The organism is Candidatus Nanopelagicales bacterium, assembly GCA_041393815.1.
GTDB lineage: Bacteria > Actinomycetota > Actinomycetes > S36-B12 > JAWKJK01 > JAWKJK01.
Map to the genome: position 1 here is coordinate 549,739 of JAWKJK010000003.1, position 14,712 is coordinate 564,450.

A 14,712-nucleotide genomic window follows, 5' to 3' on the forward strand; every position below is an offset into this window, starting at 1 on the left:
AGAGGCACCGTGCACATCGTCATCCTGGGCTGCGGCCGGGTGGGCTCCAGCCTCGCCCAACGCCTGGACGACCTCGGCCACTCCGTGGCCGTCATCGACCAGGACGCCGAGTCCTTCCGCAAGCTCGGGCCGGAGTTCACCGGCGCCACGGTCAAGGGGATCGGATTCGACCGGGACACCTTGACGCAGGCCGGGATCGACCGGGCACATGCGTTCGCCGCGGTGAGCAGCGGCGACAACTCCAACATCCTTGCGGCGCGCGTCGCTCGGGAGACGTACGGCGTCGAGAACGTGGTCGCCCGCATCTACGACCCGCGCCGGGCCGAGGTCTACCAGCGGCTGGGCATCCCCACCGTGGCGACGGTGGCGTGGACCAGCGACCAGATGCTGCGCCGACTGCTCCCCTCCGGGGCGCAGGAGGAGTGGCGCGATCCGAGCGGGACCGTGGTCCTCGCCGAGGTGCACATCGACCCGTCCTGGATCGGGCAGCGCGTCTCCCGGCTGGAGGAGGAGGCCGGCTGCCGGGTGGCGTTCCTCACCCGCTACGGGTCCGGCCTGCTGCCCGGACCCGACGCCCTGCTGCAGGACGGCGACCTGGTCCACGTTCTGTACCCGCCGGCCGACCGCGAGCGGGTGGACGGGACCCTGGGCACGGCACCGGTGGAGCGTGAGTCATGAGGGTCGCCGTCGCCGGTGCGGGCAAGGTCGGGCGCTCGATCGCCCGGGAGCTGCTGGCCAACGGGCACGAGGTCCTGCTCATCGACCGGGACGCCGAGAAGGCGCGGCCGGGGGCCGTCGACGGTGCGGAGACGCTGCTCGCCGACGCCTGCGAGATCACGTCCCTGGACGAGGCGGACCTGCCGCACTGCCAGGTGGTCGTCGCGGCGACCGGCGACGACAAGGTCAACCTGGTGGTGTCCCTGCTGGCCAAGACCGAGTACGGCGTCCCGCGCGTCGTCGCGCGCGTCAACCACCCGAAGAACGAGTGGATGTTCGACGAGTCCTGGGGCGTCGACGTGGCCGTGTCGACCCCGCGGATGCTGTCCGCGCTCGTGGAGGAGGCCGTCACCGTCGGAGACCTGGTGCGGCTGTTCACCTTCCGGCAGGGCGAGGCCAACCTGGTCGAGCTGACCCTGCCGTCGGAGACCGACGTCGCCGGCAGCCGGGTCGGTGACATCGCCTGGCCGCCGGACGTGGCCCTGGTGGCGGTCGTCCGGGGTCCCCGGGTCTTCGCCCCGTCGGCGGACGACCCGATCGAGCCGGGCGACGAGCTGCTGTTCGTGTGCGCGCCGGACCAGGAGCCGGCCCTGCAGGAGCTGCTCGCTCCGAACCACTAGCACCCGGTCGGGCCTGGCGGGCGAGTCAGTCCTGGTCGTCGTCGGCCGCCAGCGCGGCGCGCGAGGCCGGACCGGCAGGCGACGCGGCAGCGGCGCGATCGCGGGCCGCGTGCAGGGCCGGACGCAGCAGCCGGTACGTGACGTACGCCGCGGCAAGGAACAGCGGCCAGCCCATGACGATCTTGGCCACCCCGAGCGGACCGACGGCACCGGCCAGGTAGAGCGGGACCTGCACCACCATCCGGCCGAAGAAGACGCCCACCCAGACCCAGCTGGCGACGGTGTAGGCGCGCCGCAGGTCCGGGTCGGAGCGCCAGGAGGTGCCCTCGCCGGTCAGCATGCCCACGACGACGCCGATCAGCGGCCAGCGCACCAGGATCGACACCAGGAACGCGGTGCCGTACGCGAGGTTGGTGAGCAGGCCGGGCAGGAAGTAGTCCTCGGCGCGGCCGGTCCGGGCGGCGACGAACGCGGAGACCGCGACGCCGACGAACCCGGCGAGGACCTGCTGCAGGCTCTCCCGGCGCACGATCCGCCACACCGCGATGACCACGCCGGAGCCGACGGCGGCCCACAGCGCGGGGGCCAGGACGTTGCCGTCGACCAGGTAGACGACGACGAAGACCGCCGCCGGCAGGCCCGAGTCGAACAGGCCGCGCCACCCGCCGATGGCCTTGGCCAGCAGCGCTCGCTCGGCCTCGACCTCCTCGACCAGCTCCTCGACCCGCCCGTCGTGCTCGACGACGGGCTCGCCGCGGTGGCCGGTCTCCTCCGCGCCCGATCCTTCGCTCGGGGTCACTCCGACCTCAGCGGCTTCAGCTCGTAGCGCGGGTTGAACATCATCGGCTCGTCCTCGTGGCAGGTGACCCGACCGGTGGCGACCAGCGTGCGGCCCGGCTCGATGCCGCCGATGCGGCGGCGCCCCAGCCAGATCAGCCGGATGGTCCCGGACCCGTCGTACAGCTCAGCCTCCAGCGCCGGCACCCCGGCGCGCGGCCGGAGGATCACCGACCGCAGCGTCCCGTAGACGGTCGCGGGCTCGCCGCGCGGGCACGCCGAGATCTCCTGGGCACCCGCGACATGGGTGTCCTCGCGCAGCCGCTGGGCCTCGACCTCGCTCTGCGGTGTGGTCCAGCGGCCGACGAGGCGGCTCCACCGGCCCCGGGGGGCCGTCTGCGCGTCGGTCACGTCGTCAAGGCTAACCCCGCCGCGGCAGGATTCCGTCTGTGCCCGCGTCCGCCGTCCCGCCCGGTCCGCGGTCCGCCCCGGGCGCGACCGCCGTCCTCGCCCACGGCGCGGGGTCGACCGCGGAGTTCGTCCGGCGCGCGTTCCCTCGCACCGCCCTGGTGGCGGCGTCCGTCACCCGGGTGGTGGCCCTCGACGACCGGACCGGGGACGTGGCCCGGGTGACCGCGGCGGTCGTCGCCGCGGCCGTGCGCGAGCGGGCCGCCGGACGGGAGGTCGTGCTCGGCGGCGTGAGCCTCGGCGCCCACGCCGCTGTCCTGGCCGCCGACCGGTTGGCGTCGTCGGGCGCTCCCCCCGCCGGCCTGCTGCTCGCCCTGCCCGCGTGGTCCGGGGCGCCCGACGAGGTCGCGGCGGCCACCGCCGCGGCCGCCGACGACGTCGCCGAGCACGGCGTCGCGGGGGTGCTGCGCCGGTTGCGCCGCGACCCTGTGCTGGCAGGCGACTGGGTGGTCGCCGAGCTGGCGCGGGCCTGGCCCGGGTACGGAGACCGGCGGCTGGTGGCCTGCCTGCGGGCCGCGGCGCTGTCCGCCGGTCCCGCGGACGCGGTGCTGCGGGCCCTGCCGGTCCCGGCGGGGCTGGTGGCATTGGCGGACGACCCGCTGCACCCGGAGCGGGTGGCCCGCCGCTGGTCAACCGTCCTGCGGACCGCCGCGGTGGAGGTGGTGGCACGCGACGCGCCGGCGGCCGACCGCGCCGTGCTCGGGCGCGCCGCGGCGCAGGCGCTGCAGCGGGCCCGGTCCGGGCCGGGCGTGGGGCCCTAGCGGATCTCGGTGATCTCGGGGCCGCGCTGGAACGGGTTGAGCGGCGGCCGCTCCGCACCCGCGGGGGCCTCGGCCTGGCCATCCCCCTCCTGCGGCAGTCGCAGCGGCAGCGGGTCGCCGGGTGCCATGGCCTCAGGTCCGCGGACGATCACGATCGACCGGAACACGTCCTCGATCGGACCGGCCGCGTCCGGGTCCGTGGCCGCCTGCCCGAGGAAGACCCCCCGCAGGAACCACCGCGGGCCGTCGACGCCGACGAACCGCGCCGGCTGCACGCCGGACTTCCCGTCCGGCTGCTGGGCAGGCACCTTCGTGCGCAGCTCGACCCCGAACGGTCCCTCGACCTCGTCGACGGTGCCGCCGGAACCGGAGATCGCGCCGCGGATCTCCGCGCGCACGTCGGCCCAGATGCCGGCGGACTTCGGTGCGGCGAAGGGCTGCACCTGCACGGCGCTGGTGCCGAGGACCGCCGTGACGGCCACCAGCGCACCGGTGCCCTCGTCGACCTGGACCTGCAGCTCCATGCCCTGCACACCGGCCACGACCAGCGAGCCGAGGTCCAGCCGGGCGGTGCCGTCCTCGAGGTCCACCTCGGACTCGTCCCAGGGGCCGCCGGTCCGGGCCGCGGCACCGGCGTCCTCGTCGCCGTCCTCGGCGTCGTCGTCCTCGTACGCCGCCTCGTCATCGGACTCGTCGTACGCGTCGTCCTCGTACGCGTCGTCCTCGTACGCCTCGTCCTGCTCGGCTGCGGTCGGCGCGTCGTCCTCGCCGGCGCGGCGGCGGCGTCGGAACACCTGGTGTGCCTCTCGTCCGTGGGGATGCCGGGCCGGTGAGCGGCCGCGGCGTGCCCTCACACGGTACCCGCGTGCCCGCCGGTCGAACCGAACCCGCCCTCCCCGCGGTCGGAACCGGGGAGCCGCTCGACCTCGTGCAGGACCGCGTGCTCGACCCGCTGCACCACCAGCTGCGCGATCCGGTCCCCGCGCCGGAAGGTCACCGGGGCCGTCGCGTCGAGGTTGATGACGCTGACCCGGATCTCGCCGCGGTAGCCGGCGTCGACCGTGCCGGGGGCGTTGACCAGGCTCACGCCGTGCCGTACGGCGAGCCCGCTGCGCGGGTGCACGAAGGCGGCGTACCCGGGCGGCAGCGCGATCGCGATGCCGGTGGGGAGCAGCGCCCGCTCCCCCGGCGCCAGCTCCGCGTCCTCGGTCGTCACCAGGTCCAGCCCGGCGTCGCCGGGGTGCGCGTAGGACGGGAGCGCCACCTGCGGGTCGAGTCGTTGGACGAGTACGTCCACGGCGTGGTCGGGACGGGGCGCGGGGTTCACGGGTTGACCTCGAGGCGGAACTCGGTGGACCCGTCGGCGCGGTCCGCCACGGCCCGCTGCACGTCCTCCGGACGACCGTGCTCGACGAAGTGCTCGAGGGGGACCTGCACGAACAGCGCAGCCGCCGTGACGACCACCGGGCCGTCCGGCGCCCCGATCCTGCCGACGGCCCGGGTGAACACCTTGCGGCCCGTCGCACCGGTGATCTCGGCGTGCAGGTGCAGCACCGAGCCGACCGGGACCGGGCGGCGGAAGTCCACCTCGAGCCGGCCGGTGACGGCCGGGGCGGCCATCAGCCAGTTGAGCGCGCCGAGCACCTCGTCGAACGCCGCGGCCAGGATCCCCCCGTGCGCCAGCCCGGGCGCCCCCTGGTGGTGCTCCCCCACGGTCATGGTGCCCTCGACGGCCAGGCCCTCCCCCGCGGTCAGCGCGAGGTGCAGCCCGGCAGGGTGGTCCTCCCCGCAGCCGAAGCAGTGCCGGTAGTGGCTGGGGATCACGGTGCCCGGTGCCGGGGCCACCGGCGACCTGGCCGGCAGCGGGGCGTCCGGCGGCGGCGTGGTGGGAAGTCCCGAGGAGGCGGGCGCGGGGACGGGGTCACTCACGTGGGGACCCTACCGAGGCGGCTGTGCGAGGCTGGTCGGCGGTGGGCCCGCGCGACCGGCGCGGCACGAGGCGCGACGCAGTGGAGGACTCGGTGGCGACGACCGGCTCGGGCCCGGCCTCCGACACCTGGGCGGAGGGGCGCGACGGGGCCGACGTCGCCTACCGCGAGCGGCTGTGGCCGTCGTGGTGGGTGTGGGCGGTGGCCGTGTCGCTCGCCGGGTTCCTGGGCATCGCGTACGGGTTCGCCTACGGAGCGGTGTGGGGCTGGGGACTGTTCGTGCCGCTGACGGCGGTGCTGGTGGCCGCGCTGGTGTGGTCCGCGCCGACGGTCCGGGTGGACGAGCGGGTGCTGCGCGCCGGGCGGGCGCGGCTGCCGCTGCCGTGGGTGGGACGGGTGGCGGCGCTGGACGCCGTCCGCTCCCGGGAGGCGCGCGGGACCAAGGGCGACCCCGCGGCGTACCTGCTGCTGCGCACCTGGACGACCGGGACCTCGGTGCTGGCCGAGGTCACCGATCCCGAGGACCCCCACCCGTACTGGCTGGTGTCCTCGCGACGCCCGGAGGCACTGGCGGCGGCGCTGATCGCCGCCCGCGACCGGGCCCGGGGTACCGGCGCGCCGGCGGGTGCTGCCCCCGAGCCGTCCCCGGGGGCCTGAGGCTCTGCCGCGCGGGCAGACGAGTTGGGCGGGCGGGTCACACCCGGGGACCCCGATGCGGCAGGCTGGCGCCCGTACGCCCGACCAGACCGGCGACGACGAACGGCGGAGGCACCATGAGCGACCTGCTCGGCAGCGGCGACATCACCCCGGCAGCCGGCACCGACCTGCCCACCCCGGTCGAGGAGCCGACCATGTCGCCGCTCATGCACGTCGTCGCGCCGCTGGCGGCGATCGCGGGCGTGTGGCTGGCCCGCAAGGTGCTCAACACCATGTACGAGACGACGACGGGCCGCAAGCCCCCGCAGGCCGACGACCCCTCGACCAACGTGGTGCGCGCCATCTTGTGGAGCGCCGCGACCGCCGCCACCGCGGCCGCGGTCGAGGTGGCCATCTTCCGGGCCGCCAGCCGGCGGGTCGCACCGAAGGCCTGACGCCGGCGCTGCGGGGAAGTCCGCTCCCCGCACCCGGAACGTCAGACGGCCGGCCCGGGAGGACCCGGCCGGCCGTCGCTGTCGTGGGGGCGCCGGGGTGCGTCAGGCGCACTCCTTGCACACCAGCATGCCGTCGCGCTCGTACGCGAGCTGGCTGCGGTGGTGCACCAGGAAGCACTTGGAGCAGGTGAACTCGTCCGCCTGGCGCGGAAGCACCTGGTAGGTGAGGTTCTCGTCGGACAGGTCCGCGCCCGGCAGCTCCAGGGACTCGGCCAGCTCCGCCTCGTCGACGTCCACGGCGGACGCGGACTTGTCGACGCGCCGGGCCTTGAGCTCCTCGATGCTGTCTTCGGCGAGCTCGTCGTCCGTCTTGCGCGGTGCGTCGTAGTCGGTGGCCATCGAGGATGTCCCCCCAGTGGTTCGCGGTGGTGGGCGGTGCGGGTCGAGCGCCGTCGGTGCCCGATAACGCGCGGTCGGGCCGTTTCATGCCCGCGGGCGAGGCATTCTGCACCACGAACGTGACCGGAGTGGGCGTCGGGGGGTGTCCGGGTCGCGCCGGTCGGGTGACCTCGGACACACCTGACGGCGATGTGCGACCCGTACCGTGGGCACCGGCCCCCGCCCGCGGCAGGATCGTCCCGCGGACCGGACCGAAGGACCGACCGACTGGACCGAAGGGACCGCCCCGGATGCCGATCTACGCCCTCGGCGAACGCGTGCCGACCATCGACCCCCGCGCGTTCGTGCACCCCGACGCCGTCGTGATCGGCGACGTGACGATCGGGCCGGAGGCCAGCGTGTGGCCCGGTGCCGTGCTGCGCGGGGACCATGGCGCGATCCGGGTCGGCGCGCAGACCTCCGTGCAGGACGGCACGGTCGTGCACTGCACCGCGACGCTGGACACGGTGATCGGGCAGCGCTGCGTCATCGGGCACCGGGTCCACCTCGAGGGCTGCACGATCGAGGACGACTGCCTGGTGGGGTCCGGCGCCGTCGTGCTGCACCGTGCCGTGCTGCGTAGCGGCTGCCTGGTGGGCGCGCAGGCACTGGTGACCAACGACACCGAGGTCCCGGGGTTCGCCCTGGCCCTCGGCGTCCCCGCGAGGATCCGCCCGGACGCCGTGCCGGAGGGGGCGCACGCCGACGCGGTCGCGGTCTACGTCCACAACGCGCACTGGTACAACGCCGACCTCCGCCGCCTGGAGTAGCCCGGCCCTCCCGCCCCGCGTCACCTCTCGGCCGAATGAGTCCCGGCGTCGCTGGGGGGCCGAATTCGGCCCCACACGCGACGCCGGGACTCATTCCGTCGGAGGAGGTCGCGTGCCGACGGGCTCGCGTGCCGAGGGGCTCGCGGCGTGGGTGGGTCGCGGTCAGTCGCGGTCGGCGTGCAGGTCGGCGAGGGGGTCGTGCAGGGCGGGGAACAGGCGGGGGCCGGCCGCCACGACCAGGTCCTCCCCCGCGGGGCGGCCGTGCAGGCCCTCGACCCGGGCCCCGGCCTCCGCCGCCACCAGCCCGGCCGCCGCCAGGTCCCACGGCTGCAGGCCGCGCTCGAAGTACGCGTCCACCCGGCCCGAGGCCAGCCAGCACAGGTCCACCGACGCGGCCCCGCCGCGACGGATGTCGCGCAGCCGGGGCAGCAGCGCGGCGACCACCCGGGCCTGGGCGGTGCGGCGCGCCACGGTGTAGCCGAAGCCGGTGGCCACCAGCGCCAGGTCCAGCCGGTCCTGGTCGCTGACCGCCAGCGCGTGCCGACCGGTCGCGTCGATGCGCACCGCCCCGGACCCGCGGACGGCGACGTACGTCTCCTCCAGCGCCGGCGCGTGCACGACCCCGACCGCGGCGACCCCGTCGACCTCGGCGCACACCGCGACCGACCACATCGGCAGCCCGTACAGGTAGTTGACGGTCCCGTCCAGCGGGTCGACGACCCAGCGCACCCCCGACGACCCGGGCCGCTCGCCGCCCTCCTCCCCGAGCAGCCCGTCGTCCGGCCGCGGGCCGAGCAGCCGCTCGACCAGCAGCCGCTCGGAGCGCCGGTCCATCTCGGTCACCGCGTCGGTGGCGGAGGTCTTGGTGTCCACCTCCAGCCGCTGCGGCCGACCGTGCACCAGCAGGTCGCCCGCCTCCCGGGCCGCCGCCTCCGCCAGCACCGCCAGGTCCGCAAGCTCCGGGCCGGTCAGCGTCCCGCCCGAGTCCGTCCCGCTCATCCGTCGCTCCCCGCCACCGCCGGCCGCGGTCCGCGCGGGTTCGCGCAGCACCCGGCCGGGCACACGTCGTACGACGGTCCCAGCGGGGACAGCGCCCGCGCCGGCCAGCCCCGCAGCCGCTCCTCCACCAGCTCCCCCACCGCCGCGACGAACCTCGGGTCGGTGCCCACGGTCGCCGCCCGCACGCACGGCAGGCCGAGCCGCACGGCGTCCCCGAGCGCGACGGTGTCCAGGTCCCAGACCACCTCCATGTGGTCGCTGATGAACCCGATCGGCACCAGCACGGCCCCGGGCACGCCGGCCTCGACCAGCGCCGCCAGGTGGTCGGACACGTCCGGCTCCAGCCACGGCACGGACGGGGGCCCGGACCGGGACTGGTAGACCAGGTCCCACTCGTGCCCGACGCCCGTCGTCGCCGCTACCGAGCCCGCCACCAGCTCGGCCACCGCGCGGTGCTGGGCGACGTACGCGCCCCCCGCCTCGGGGTCGTACCACCCCGGCGGCCCGCTCGTCGCCGCGGACGCCACCGGGATCGAGTGCGTCGTGAACACCAGGCGCACGCCCTCGGCGCCGACGCCGTGGTCGGCCTGCAGGCGTCGCAGCGCGTCCAGGACGTTGTCCACCATCGGCTCGATGAACCCGGGGTGGTCGAAGTAGTGCCGGATCTTGTCGATCACCGGCAGCTGGCCGCCGGTGTCGTCGGCCGCGACCTCCGCCAGCGCCGCGGCGAGGTTCTCCCGGTACTGCCGGCAGCCGGAGTACGAGGCGTACGCGCTCGTGACGAGCGCCAGCGCCCTGCGCACCCCGTCGTCGCGCATCCGGCGGATCGCCTCGGGCAGCAGCGGGTGCCAGTTGCGGTTGCCCCAGTAGACCGGCAGGTCCAGGCCGCGCCGGGCCAGGTCCCGCTCGACCGCGGCCACCAGCTCCCGGTTCTGCCCGTTGATCGGCGACACCCCGCCGAACGAGTCGTAGTGGGCGCCGACCTCGACCAGCCGCTCCCGCGGGATGCCCCGTCCCCGGGTGACGTTCTCCAGGAACGGCACCACGTCGTCGGGTCCCTCGGGGCCACCGAACGAGACCAGCAGCACCGCGTCGTAGGGCTCCGGCTCCCGGGTGACGTCGCTCACCATCCCGCTCACCGCATCGCTCACCCCTCGATCCTGGCCGGAAACGGGCCCGCTCGCGAGCCCGTCGGACCGGTAGCGTCACCGGCCTATGCCCGCCCTGCTCTCGCCGTACCGGGACGTCCTGCGCCGCCCCGGAGCGCTCGCGTTCTCGTCCGCGGGGCTGATCGCCCGGCTGCCGATCGCGATGATCGGCCTGGGCATCGTGCTGCTGGTCAGCCAGGAGACCGGGTCGTACGGGCTGGCCGGGGCGCTGTCCGCCGCCGCGGCCCTGTCGACGGCGTTCGTCGGGCCGTACGCCTCCGGCCTGGTGGACCGGTGGGGGCAGCACCGGGTCGTGCCGCTACTGGCGACGGGGCACGTCGTGGCGCTGCTGCTGTTCGTCGTCGCCGTCGTGCGGGGGCTGCCCGAGTGGACGATGTTCGCCACCGCGGCGGCCGCCGGGGCGCTGATGCCCAACATCGGCTCGCTGGTGCGCGCCCGCTGGGCGGCGCTGCTGGCCGGCAGCGCGTCGCTGCGGACCGCCTTCGCGCTGGAGAGCATCCTCGACGAGGTCCTCTTCGTCGTCGGCCCGCCGCTGGCCACCGTCCTGGCCCTGCAGGTGGCGCCGTGGGCCGCCCTGTTCGCCGCAGCCGTCTTCGTCTCGGTAGGCAGCGCCCTGCTGTCGCTGCAGCGCGCCACCGAGCCCCCGCCCAGCCCGCGTCGGCGCAGCGGCGGCCGGCCGGCGATCGCGTACCCCGGCATGGCCGTCCTCGTGGTCGTCATGGTGGCGATCGGAGGCGTCTTCGGGTCCTTCGAGGTGGTGACGGTCGCCTTCGCCCAGGACCGCGGGGTCCCCGGGGCCACCGGGCTGCTGCTGGCCCTGTACGCCTTCGGCAGCATGACCTCCGGCATCGTGATCGGCGCGATCCGCCCGAAGGCGACCCTGACCCGGCAGCTGGTGGTCTCCTCGGCCCTGCTGGCCGTCGTCTCGGCGCCGTTCCCGTTCCTGCCGACCGCGCTGTGGGTGGGCGTCGGGGCGACGCTGGCCGGGTTGGCGGTGTCCCCGGTCCTCATCGCGACCTTCGCCCTGATCGAGCGGCTGGTCCCGTCGACGCGCCTGACCGAGGGGCTCACCTGGGGGACCTCCGGGATCGGGGTGGGCCTGGCCGCGGCGGCCGGCCTGTCCGGCGCCCTCGTGGACGCGTCCGGCCCGTCGACGGCGTACCTGGTGACCGCCGTCTCCGGCCTCCTCGTGCTGGCCGCGGCGGCGATCGGCGCACCGCTGGTGGGGCGGGCGGAGCGGCGGGCCGCGGTTGCCGAGCACCCTGCGGCGCAGGCGCCGATCGCGGCCTCGGTGGACCTCGTGCCGGGGCCTGAGCCTGGCGGCGTCCGAGACGAACCCGGGGCCCGCTCCTGAGCCCGGGCGCAGCCCGGCTCCCGGGCGCGCGGCGAGAGGTGCTGGAATCCGGGCAGCCGAGGGACGAGGATGGCGGACGCCCGTTCCACCCGGATGAGGAGAGGCGATGCGGACCCTGACGTTCGTCGGGCTCACCGACGACGGTGCCGGGCTGGTCTTCAGCCTGCCCGACGGTCAGAAGGTCGTCGCCCCCCTCGACGAGCGGCTGTCGGCGGCGTTGCGGCGGGACCGCGCGCGCGGCGGCCAGATGGAGATCGCCTTGCAGGACATGCGGCCCCGCGACATCCAAGCGCGCATCCGGGCCGGCGCCTCGGCCGAGGAGGTGGCCGAGGAGTCCGGCTGGGAGCTGGAGCGCGTGCGCCGCTTCGAGGGGCCGCCGCTGGCCGAGCGCGCCTGGATCTCCGAGCGGGCCAGGGCCACCGAGATCCGCCGGCCGGAGGGGGACGCGCCGCTGGACGCGCTGGTCGCCGAGCGGCTGGAGACCCGGGGCGTGGACGCCCAGGGCCTGCGCTGGGACGCGTGGAAGCGCGACGACGGCCGCTGGGCCGTGTTGCTGGCCTACCCGGCGGGGCAGGGCGACCGGGTCGCGACCTGGCTGTACGACCCCGACGGGCGGACCCTGGTCGCCGACGACGAGGAGGCCCGCTGGATCACCGAGCAGCCGGAGCACCCGGCTGCCGACGAGGGGGCCGCCGAGGCGGGGGACGAGGGCCGGCCGCGGCTGGTCAGCGTCCCGACCGGCGAGGGCGACGACCAGCGCGACACCCTCACGGTGGACACGACGGGAGCCACGGCCGCACCCGAGCCGGAGCCGCTCGAGGAGGCCGAGCCGCAGCCCGCGGCCGCGGCATCGCCGGAGCCCGGGCCCGCGGAGGAACCGGCCGCGGAACAGGCCGAGCCGAAGCCTGCGCGGCCCAAGCCGATCCCCGCCGAGCGACCGCGGTCCGGCCGCGGGCGGCGGCCCAGCGTGCCGAGCTGGGACGAGATCCTGTTCGGCTCGGGCAAGCGCGAGGACGAGTAGCGCCCGTCCGACGCTGTCCTCCGCGGCGGGCGGCGAACCTCAGCCGGTCTGGACCAGTACCCCCGCGGTGCGCTGCACCGACAGGGTGGCGTGGGACACCACGCACGAGAGCACGTGCCCGCCGCGGGCGCCGTTGGCCGTGATGCCGTGCAGGTGGACGCCGGTCGGCGTCAGGCCCGCCACGTCCGGACCGGACCGGAAGCCGACCAGCGTGGCCCGGCGGGCTCCCAGCGGGAACACGACCTGCTCGGTCAGGGCCTGCACCAGCGGCGTCCCGTCGGGCTGCCGCGGCACGCTGCGGGTGACCAGGTCGGAGAAGCGGCCCTCGACCCGGACCGCGACGACGCCGCGGGTCGTCCGCGCCAGCCGGTCGACGAGGACCCCGAGGTCCGCGCAGGCGGTGCCTCGGGGCACCCGGGCGGTGGCCTGGGGCTGGAACCGCACCGTCTGCAGGAACGGCGTGCGCACGGACCGCGGCACCGGGACCGGGGTGCCGGCGGTGGTCACCCGGTACAACCGGCCGTCGACCACGACGGCCTCGCCGTCGAGCCCGTTGAACGTGCCGAGGCCGATGCTCCCGGGTCCGACCAGGGCGTGCGCCCGGACCGGCCCGGTCAGGTCGCCGCCGTCGAGCGCGACGTACGTGCCCGCCTGCTGCACGTGGTTCGCCGCCGCCGTGTCCCCGGCCGGGACGAGCGCGGAGGACACGGCCGACGGGGCCAGCAGCGCGACCCCGAGGACCCCGAGCCCGAGGGTGACCGTCGTGCGATGCCTCACCATGACGCTCACTCCCCGAACGGCAGCGGCTCGGGCGAGATGTGCGCCCGGCCCGCGGATGCGGCGGTGATGTGCCGGCGGTGGTGCCGGCGGCACAGCACCTCGTACGCCACGACGGCGTCGGAGCGGGTGTCGCCGACGACGACCTGTTCCCCCTCGACGACCATCACGCCGTCGACGGTGCGGGCGTTGTGGGTCGCCCGCCGGCCGCACCAGCACAGCGCCTCCACCTGCAGCACCTGCACCCGGTCGGCGAGCTCGACCATCCGCGCGGACCCGGGGAACAGCCTCGTTCGGAAGTCGGTGCTGATGCCGAAGGCGTAGACGTCGATGTCGAGGTCGTCGACGACCTGGGCGAGCTGTTCCACCTGCTGCGGGGTGTAGAACTGGGCCTCGTCGCAGATCAGGTAGTCCAGCCGGCGGCCCGAGGACAGCTGGGCCACCACCCAGGCCCGGAAGTCCAGGTCGTCGGTGACCTCGAGCGCGGCGACCTTCAGCCCCAGCCGGCTGGACAGCACCTCGGTGCCCGCCCGGTCGTGGCAGGTGAAGACGGCGCCGGAACGACCGCGGCTGGCGTGGTTGTGGTCGGTCTGCAGGGCCAGGGTGGACTTGCCGCAGTCCATCGTCCCGGAGAAGAAGACCAGCTCCGCCATGGCGTCAGGCTCGCACGGCCAGCAGCGGGATCTCCACCTCGACCGGGGTCAGCGACCCGTGCTGCCCGCGCAGGCCGGAGATGAGGGAGTCGGTGCGGACGCTGGCCAGGGCGACGTCGTCGCGTGCCACGGCCACCACGTCGCCGATGCGGTCGTCGTACTCCGGCATCGTCTCGCCGAACCAGCCGGCCGCCACGGCGTCGTCACGCGACACGACCCACGCCGCGTCGCCGAGCACCTCCGACCAGGCGGCCAGCACGTCGTCGGCCGCGCCGCGCTGGGCGTAGACGTGGCGGGCCCGCGGCTCCCCCGCCAGCGATGCCACGCCCTCCCGCAGCCGTGGGTCCGCGTCGAGGTCCACCCGCCGGTCGTCCGGGCAGTCGACCATCCCATGGTCCGCGGTCACGTACATCACCGCGCCGGGCGGCAGGGTGTCGGCGATCCGGGCCGCCAGCAGGTCCGCGACCGCCAGGTCGGCCCGCCAGTGGTCGGAGTCGACCCCGTGCACGTGACCGGTGCGGTCCAGGTCGCCCCAGTACGCGTAGACCAGGGACCGGTCGCCCGCCCGCACCGCACCGACCACCTCCCCGACGCGCTCCCCGATCGAGTCCGCGCCGCGGTAGTCCGTGCCGCGCAGCACCGCCCGGGTCAGGCCGGAGTCCTGGAAGGCCCGCGGGGACACGCTGGACACCGCCACCCCGGCGGCCCCGGCGCGCTCCAGCACGGTGGGCTCGGGCTGGGTGGCGACCGGGTTGGGCTCGTCCTTCCAGCCCAGCGGCCACAGCGTGCGGCCCCACTCGGGCACCCGGAACGACTGGCCCACCAGCCCGTGCCCACCGGGCGGCAGGCCGGTCCCCAGCGACCCGAGCCCGGCCGGGGTCGTCGAGGGGAACGGTGCCGACAGCGCCGGGACCGCGGACGGCAGCGAGGACAGGAAGGGAGCGGCGTCGGTGTGCGCGCGCAGCAGCCGGGCACCGAGCCCGTCCACCAGCAGCACGACCACGCGGTCGGCGTCGCCCAGGCCGAGCAGGTCGTGGAAGCCCGGGACGCCGAGGCCGGCAGCCACCGACGGCAGCACGTCCGCCAGGGTCCCCGAGCCGTACGGCGGCGGTGCCGGCAGGCCGGCGGCGACGGTCACGAGGGTCGGCAGGTCGGGTCGGGTCGGCTCG

The 14,712-nt window shown here is 75.8% G+C and carries 19 protein-coding genes; 8 read left to right on the plus strand and 11 right to left on the minus strand.

All coding sequences use genetic code 11. The annotated features are described in order from the left end of the window. The first annotated feature begins 9 nt into the window (after window positions 1-9). Together R2737_12190 and R2737_12195 are read left to right on the plus strand one after the other, a co-directional pair. Window positions 10-678: a TrkA family potassium uptake protein gene (locus tag R2737_12190; GenBank protein ID MEZ5117015.1), complete on the plus strand. Its 669-nt coding sequence runs from the start codon at window positions 10-12 to the stop codon at window positions 676-678. Next, complete coding sequence (locus R2737_12195; protein ID MEZ5117016.1) at window positions 675-1,337, plus strand: TrkA family potassium uptake protein; 663 nt, start codon at window positions 675-677, stop codon at window positions 1,335-1,337. Before R2737_12190 ends, R2737_12195 begins: the two co-directional genes overlap by 4 nt. A gap of 25 nt (window positions 1,338-1,362) precedes the next feature. Here R2737_12195 and R2737_12200 read toward each other — a convergent pair whose 3' ends face one another. Next, the gene (locus R2737_12200) at window positions 1,363-2,136 is read right to left on the minus strand and encodes a DUF3159 domain-containing protein (GenBank protein ID MEZ5117017.1); all 774 of its coding nucleotides are present in this window, start codon (window positions 2,134-2,136) and stop codon (window positions 1,363-1,365) included. Beyond that, window positions 2,133-2,525 carry an OB-fold nucleic acid binding domain-containing protein gene (locus R2737_12205; protein MEZ5117018.1) on the minus strand — a complete coding sequence of 131 codons (393 nt, stop codon included), beginning with the start codon at window positions 2,523-2,525 and terminating at the stop codon, window positions 2,133-2,135. Before R2737_12205 ends, R2737_12200 begins: the two co-directional genes overlap by 4 nt. 38 nt (window positions 2,526-2,563) lie before the next feature. Here R2737_12205 and R2737_12210 point away from each other — a divergent pair, with 38 nt between their 5' ends. Then, the gene (locus R2737_12210) at window positions 2,564-3,343 is read left to right on the plus strand and encodes a hypothetical protein (protein MEZ5117019.1); all 780 of its coding nucleotides are present in this window, start codon (window positions 2,564-2,566) and stop codon (window positions 3,341-3,343) included. Here R2737_12210 and R2737_12215 read toward each other — a convergent pair. From R2737_12215 to R2737_12225, 3 genes are read right to left on the minus strand one after another with little or no spacing between them, the layout of a single operon-like run. After that, a complete protein-coding gene (locus R2737_12215; protein ID MEZ5117020.1) occupies window positions 3,340-4,137 on the minus strand; it encodes a DUF3710 domain-containing protein in 798 nt (265 codons plus the stop codon). The genes R2737_12210 and R2737_12215 overlap by 4 nt on opposite strands. Before the next feature lie 56 nt (window positions 4,138-4,193). Next, entirely contained in the window at window positions 4,194-4,670 is a 477-nt protein-coding gene (dut, locus tag R2737_12220) for a dUTP diphosphatase (GenBank protein ID MEZ5117021.1), read from the minus strand. Beyond that, window positions 4,667-5,272, minus strand: coding sequence for a PaaI family thioesterase (locus R2737_12225; protein MEZ5117022.1), 606 nt, complete (start codon window positions 5,270-5,272; stop codon window positions 4,667-4,669). Before R2737_12225 ends, dut begins: the two co-directional genes overlap by 4 nt. Window positions 5,273-5,352: 80 nt before the next feature. Here R2737_12225 and R2737_12230 point away from each other — a divergent pair, with 80 nt between their 5' ends. After that, complete coding sequence (locus R2737_12230) at window positions 5,353-5,928, plus strand: DUF3093 domain-containing protein (GenBank protein MEZ5117023.1); 576 nt, start codon at window positions 5,353-5,355, stop codon at window positions 5,926-5,928. Between the two features lie 116 nt (window positions 5,929-6,044). Then, the gene (locus tag R2737_12235; GenBank protein ID MEZ5117024.1) at window positions 6,045-6,362 is read left to right on the plus strand and encodes a DUF4235 domain-containing protein; all 318 of its coding nucleotides are present in this window, start codon (window positions 6,045-6,047) and stop codon (window positions 6,360-6,362) included. Window positions 6,363-6,464: 102 nt separating this feature from the next. Here R2737_12235 and R2737_12240 read toward each other — a convergent pair whose 3' ends face one another. Continuing rightward, the gene (locus R2737_12240; GenBank protein MEZ5117025.1) at window positions 6,465-6,761 is read right to left on the minus strand and encodes a DUF4193 domain-containing protein; all 297 of its coding nucleotides are present in this window, start codon (window positions 6,759-6,761) and stop codon (window positions 6,465-6,467) included. 290 nt (window positions 6,762-7,051) lie between these two features. Between R2737_12240 and R2737_12245 the strand changes: the two genes are divergently transcribed. Further along, window positions 7,052-7,570 (plus strand): gamma carbonic anhydrase family protein, encoded by a 519-nt coding sequence (locus tag R2737_12245; GenBank protein MEZ5117026.1) that lies wholly within the window; start codon window positions 7,052-7,054, stop codon window positions 7,568-7,570. 162 nt (window positions 7,571-7,732) lie between these two features. Here R2737_12245 and R2737_12250 read toward each other — a convergent pair whose 3' ends face one another. Further along, window positions 7,733-8,569, minus strand: a complete 837-nt coding sequence (locus tag R2737_12250; protein ID MEZ5117027.1) for an inositol monophosphatase family protein — start codon at window positions 8,567-8,569, stop codon at window positions 7,733-7,735. After that, window positions 8,566-9,720 carry a ferrochelatase gene (locus tag R2737_12255; GenBank protein MEZ5117028.1) on the minus strand — a complete coding sequence of 385 codons (1,155 nt, stop codon included), beginning with the start codon at window positions 9,718-9,720 and terminating at the stop codon, window positions 8,566-8,568. The genes R2737_12250 and R2737_12255 overlap by 4 nt, the downstream gene beginning before the upstream one ends. Window positions 9,721-9,784: 64 nt before the next feature. Here R2737_12255 and R2737_12260 point away from each other — a divergent pair, with 64 nt between their 5' ends. Both R2737_12260 and sepH read left to right on the plus strand, forming a co-directional pair. Beyond that, window positions 9,785-11,092, plus strand: a complete 1,308-nt coding sequence (locus R2737_12260; GenBank protein ID MEZ5117029.1) for an MFS transporter — start codon at window positions 9,785-9,787, stop codon at window positions 11,090-11,092. Between the two features lie 106 nt (window positions 11,093-11,198). Beyond that, window positions 11,199-12,113: a septation protein SepH gene (sepH, locus tag R2737_12265; protein MEZ5117030.1), complete on the plus strand. Its 915-nt coding sequence runs from the start codon at window positions 11,199-11,201 to the stop codon at window positions 12,111-12,113. Window positions 12,114-12,152: 39 nt separating this feature from the next. Here the strand turns inward: sepH and R2737_12270 are convergent, their stop codons facing one another. From R2737_12270 to R2737_12280, 3 genes are read right to left on the minus strand one after another with little or no spacing between them, the layout of a single operon-like run. Next, a complete protein-coding gene (locus R2737_12270) occupies window positions 12,153-12,893 on the minus strand; it encodes an acetolactate decarboxylase (protein ID MEZ5117031.1) in 741 nt (246 codons plus the stop codon). A gap of 5 nt (window positions 12,894-12,898) precedes the next feature. Continuing rightward, window positions 12,899-13,543, minus strand: coding sequence for a thymidine kinase (locus tag R2737_12275; GenBank protein MEZ5117032.1), 645 nt, complete (start codon window positions 13,541-13,543; stop codon window positions 12,899-12,901). Between the two features lie 4 nt (window positions 13,544-13,547). Next, entirely contained in the window at window positions 13,548-14,681 is a 1,134-nt protein-coding gene (locus tag R2737_12280) for an alkaline phosphatase family protein (protein ID MEZ5117033.1), read from the minus strand. Window positions 14,682-14,712: the final 31 nt, after the last annotated feature.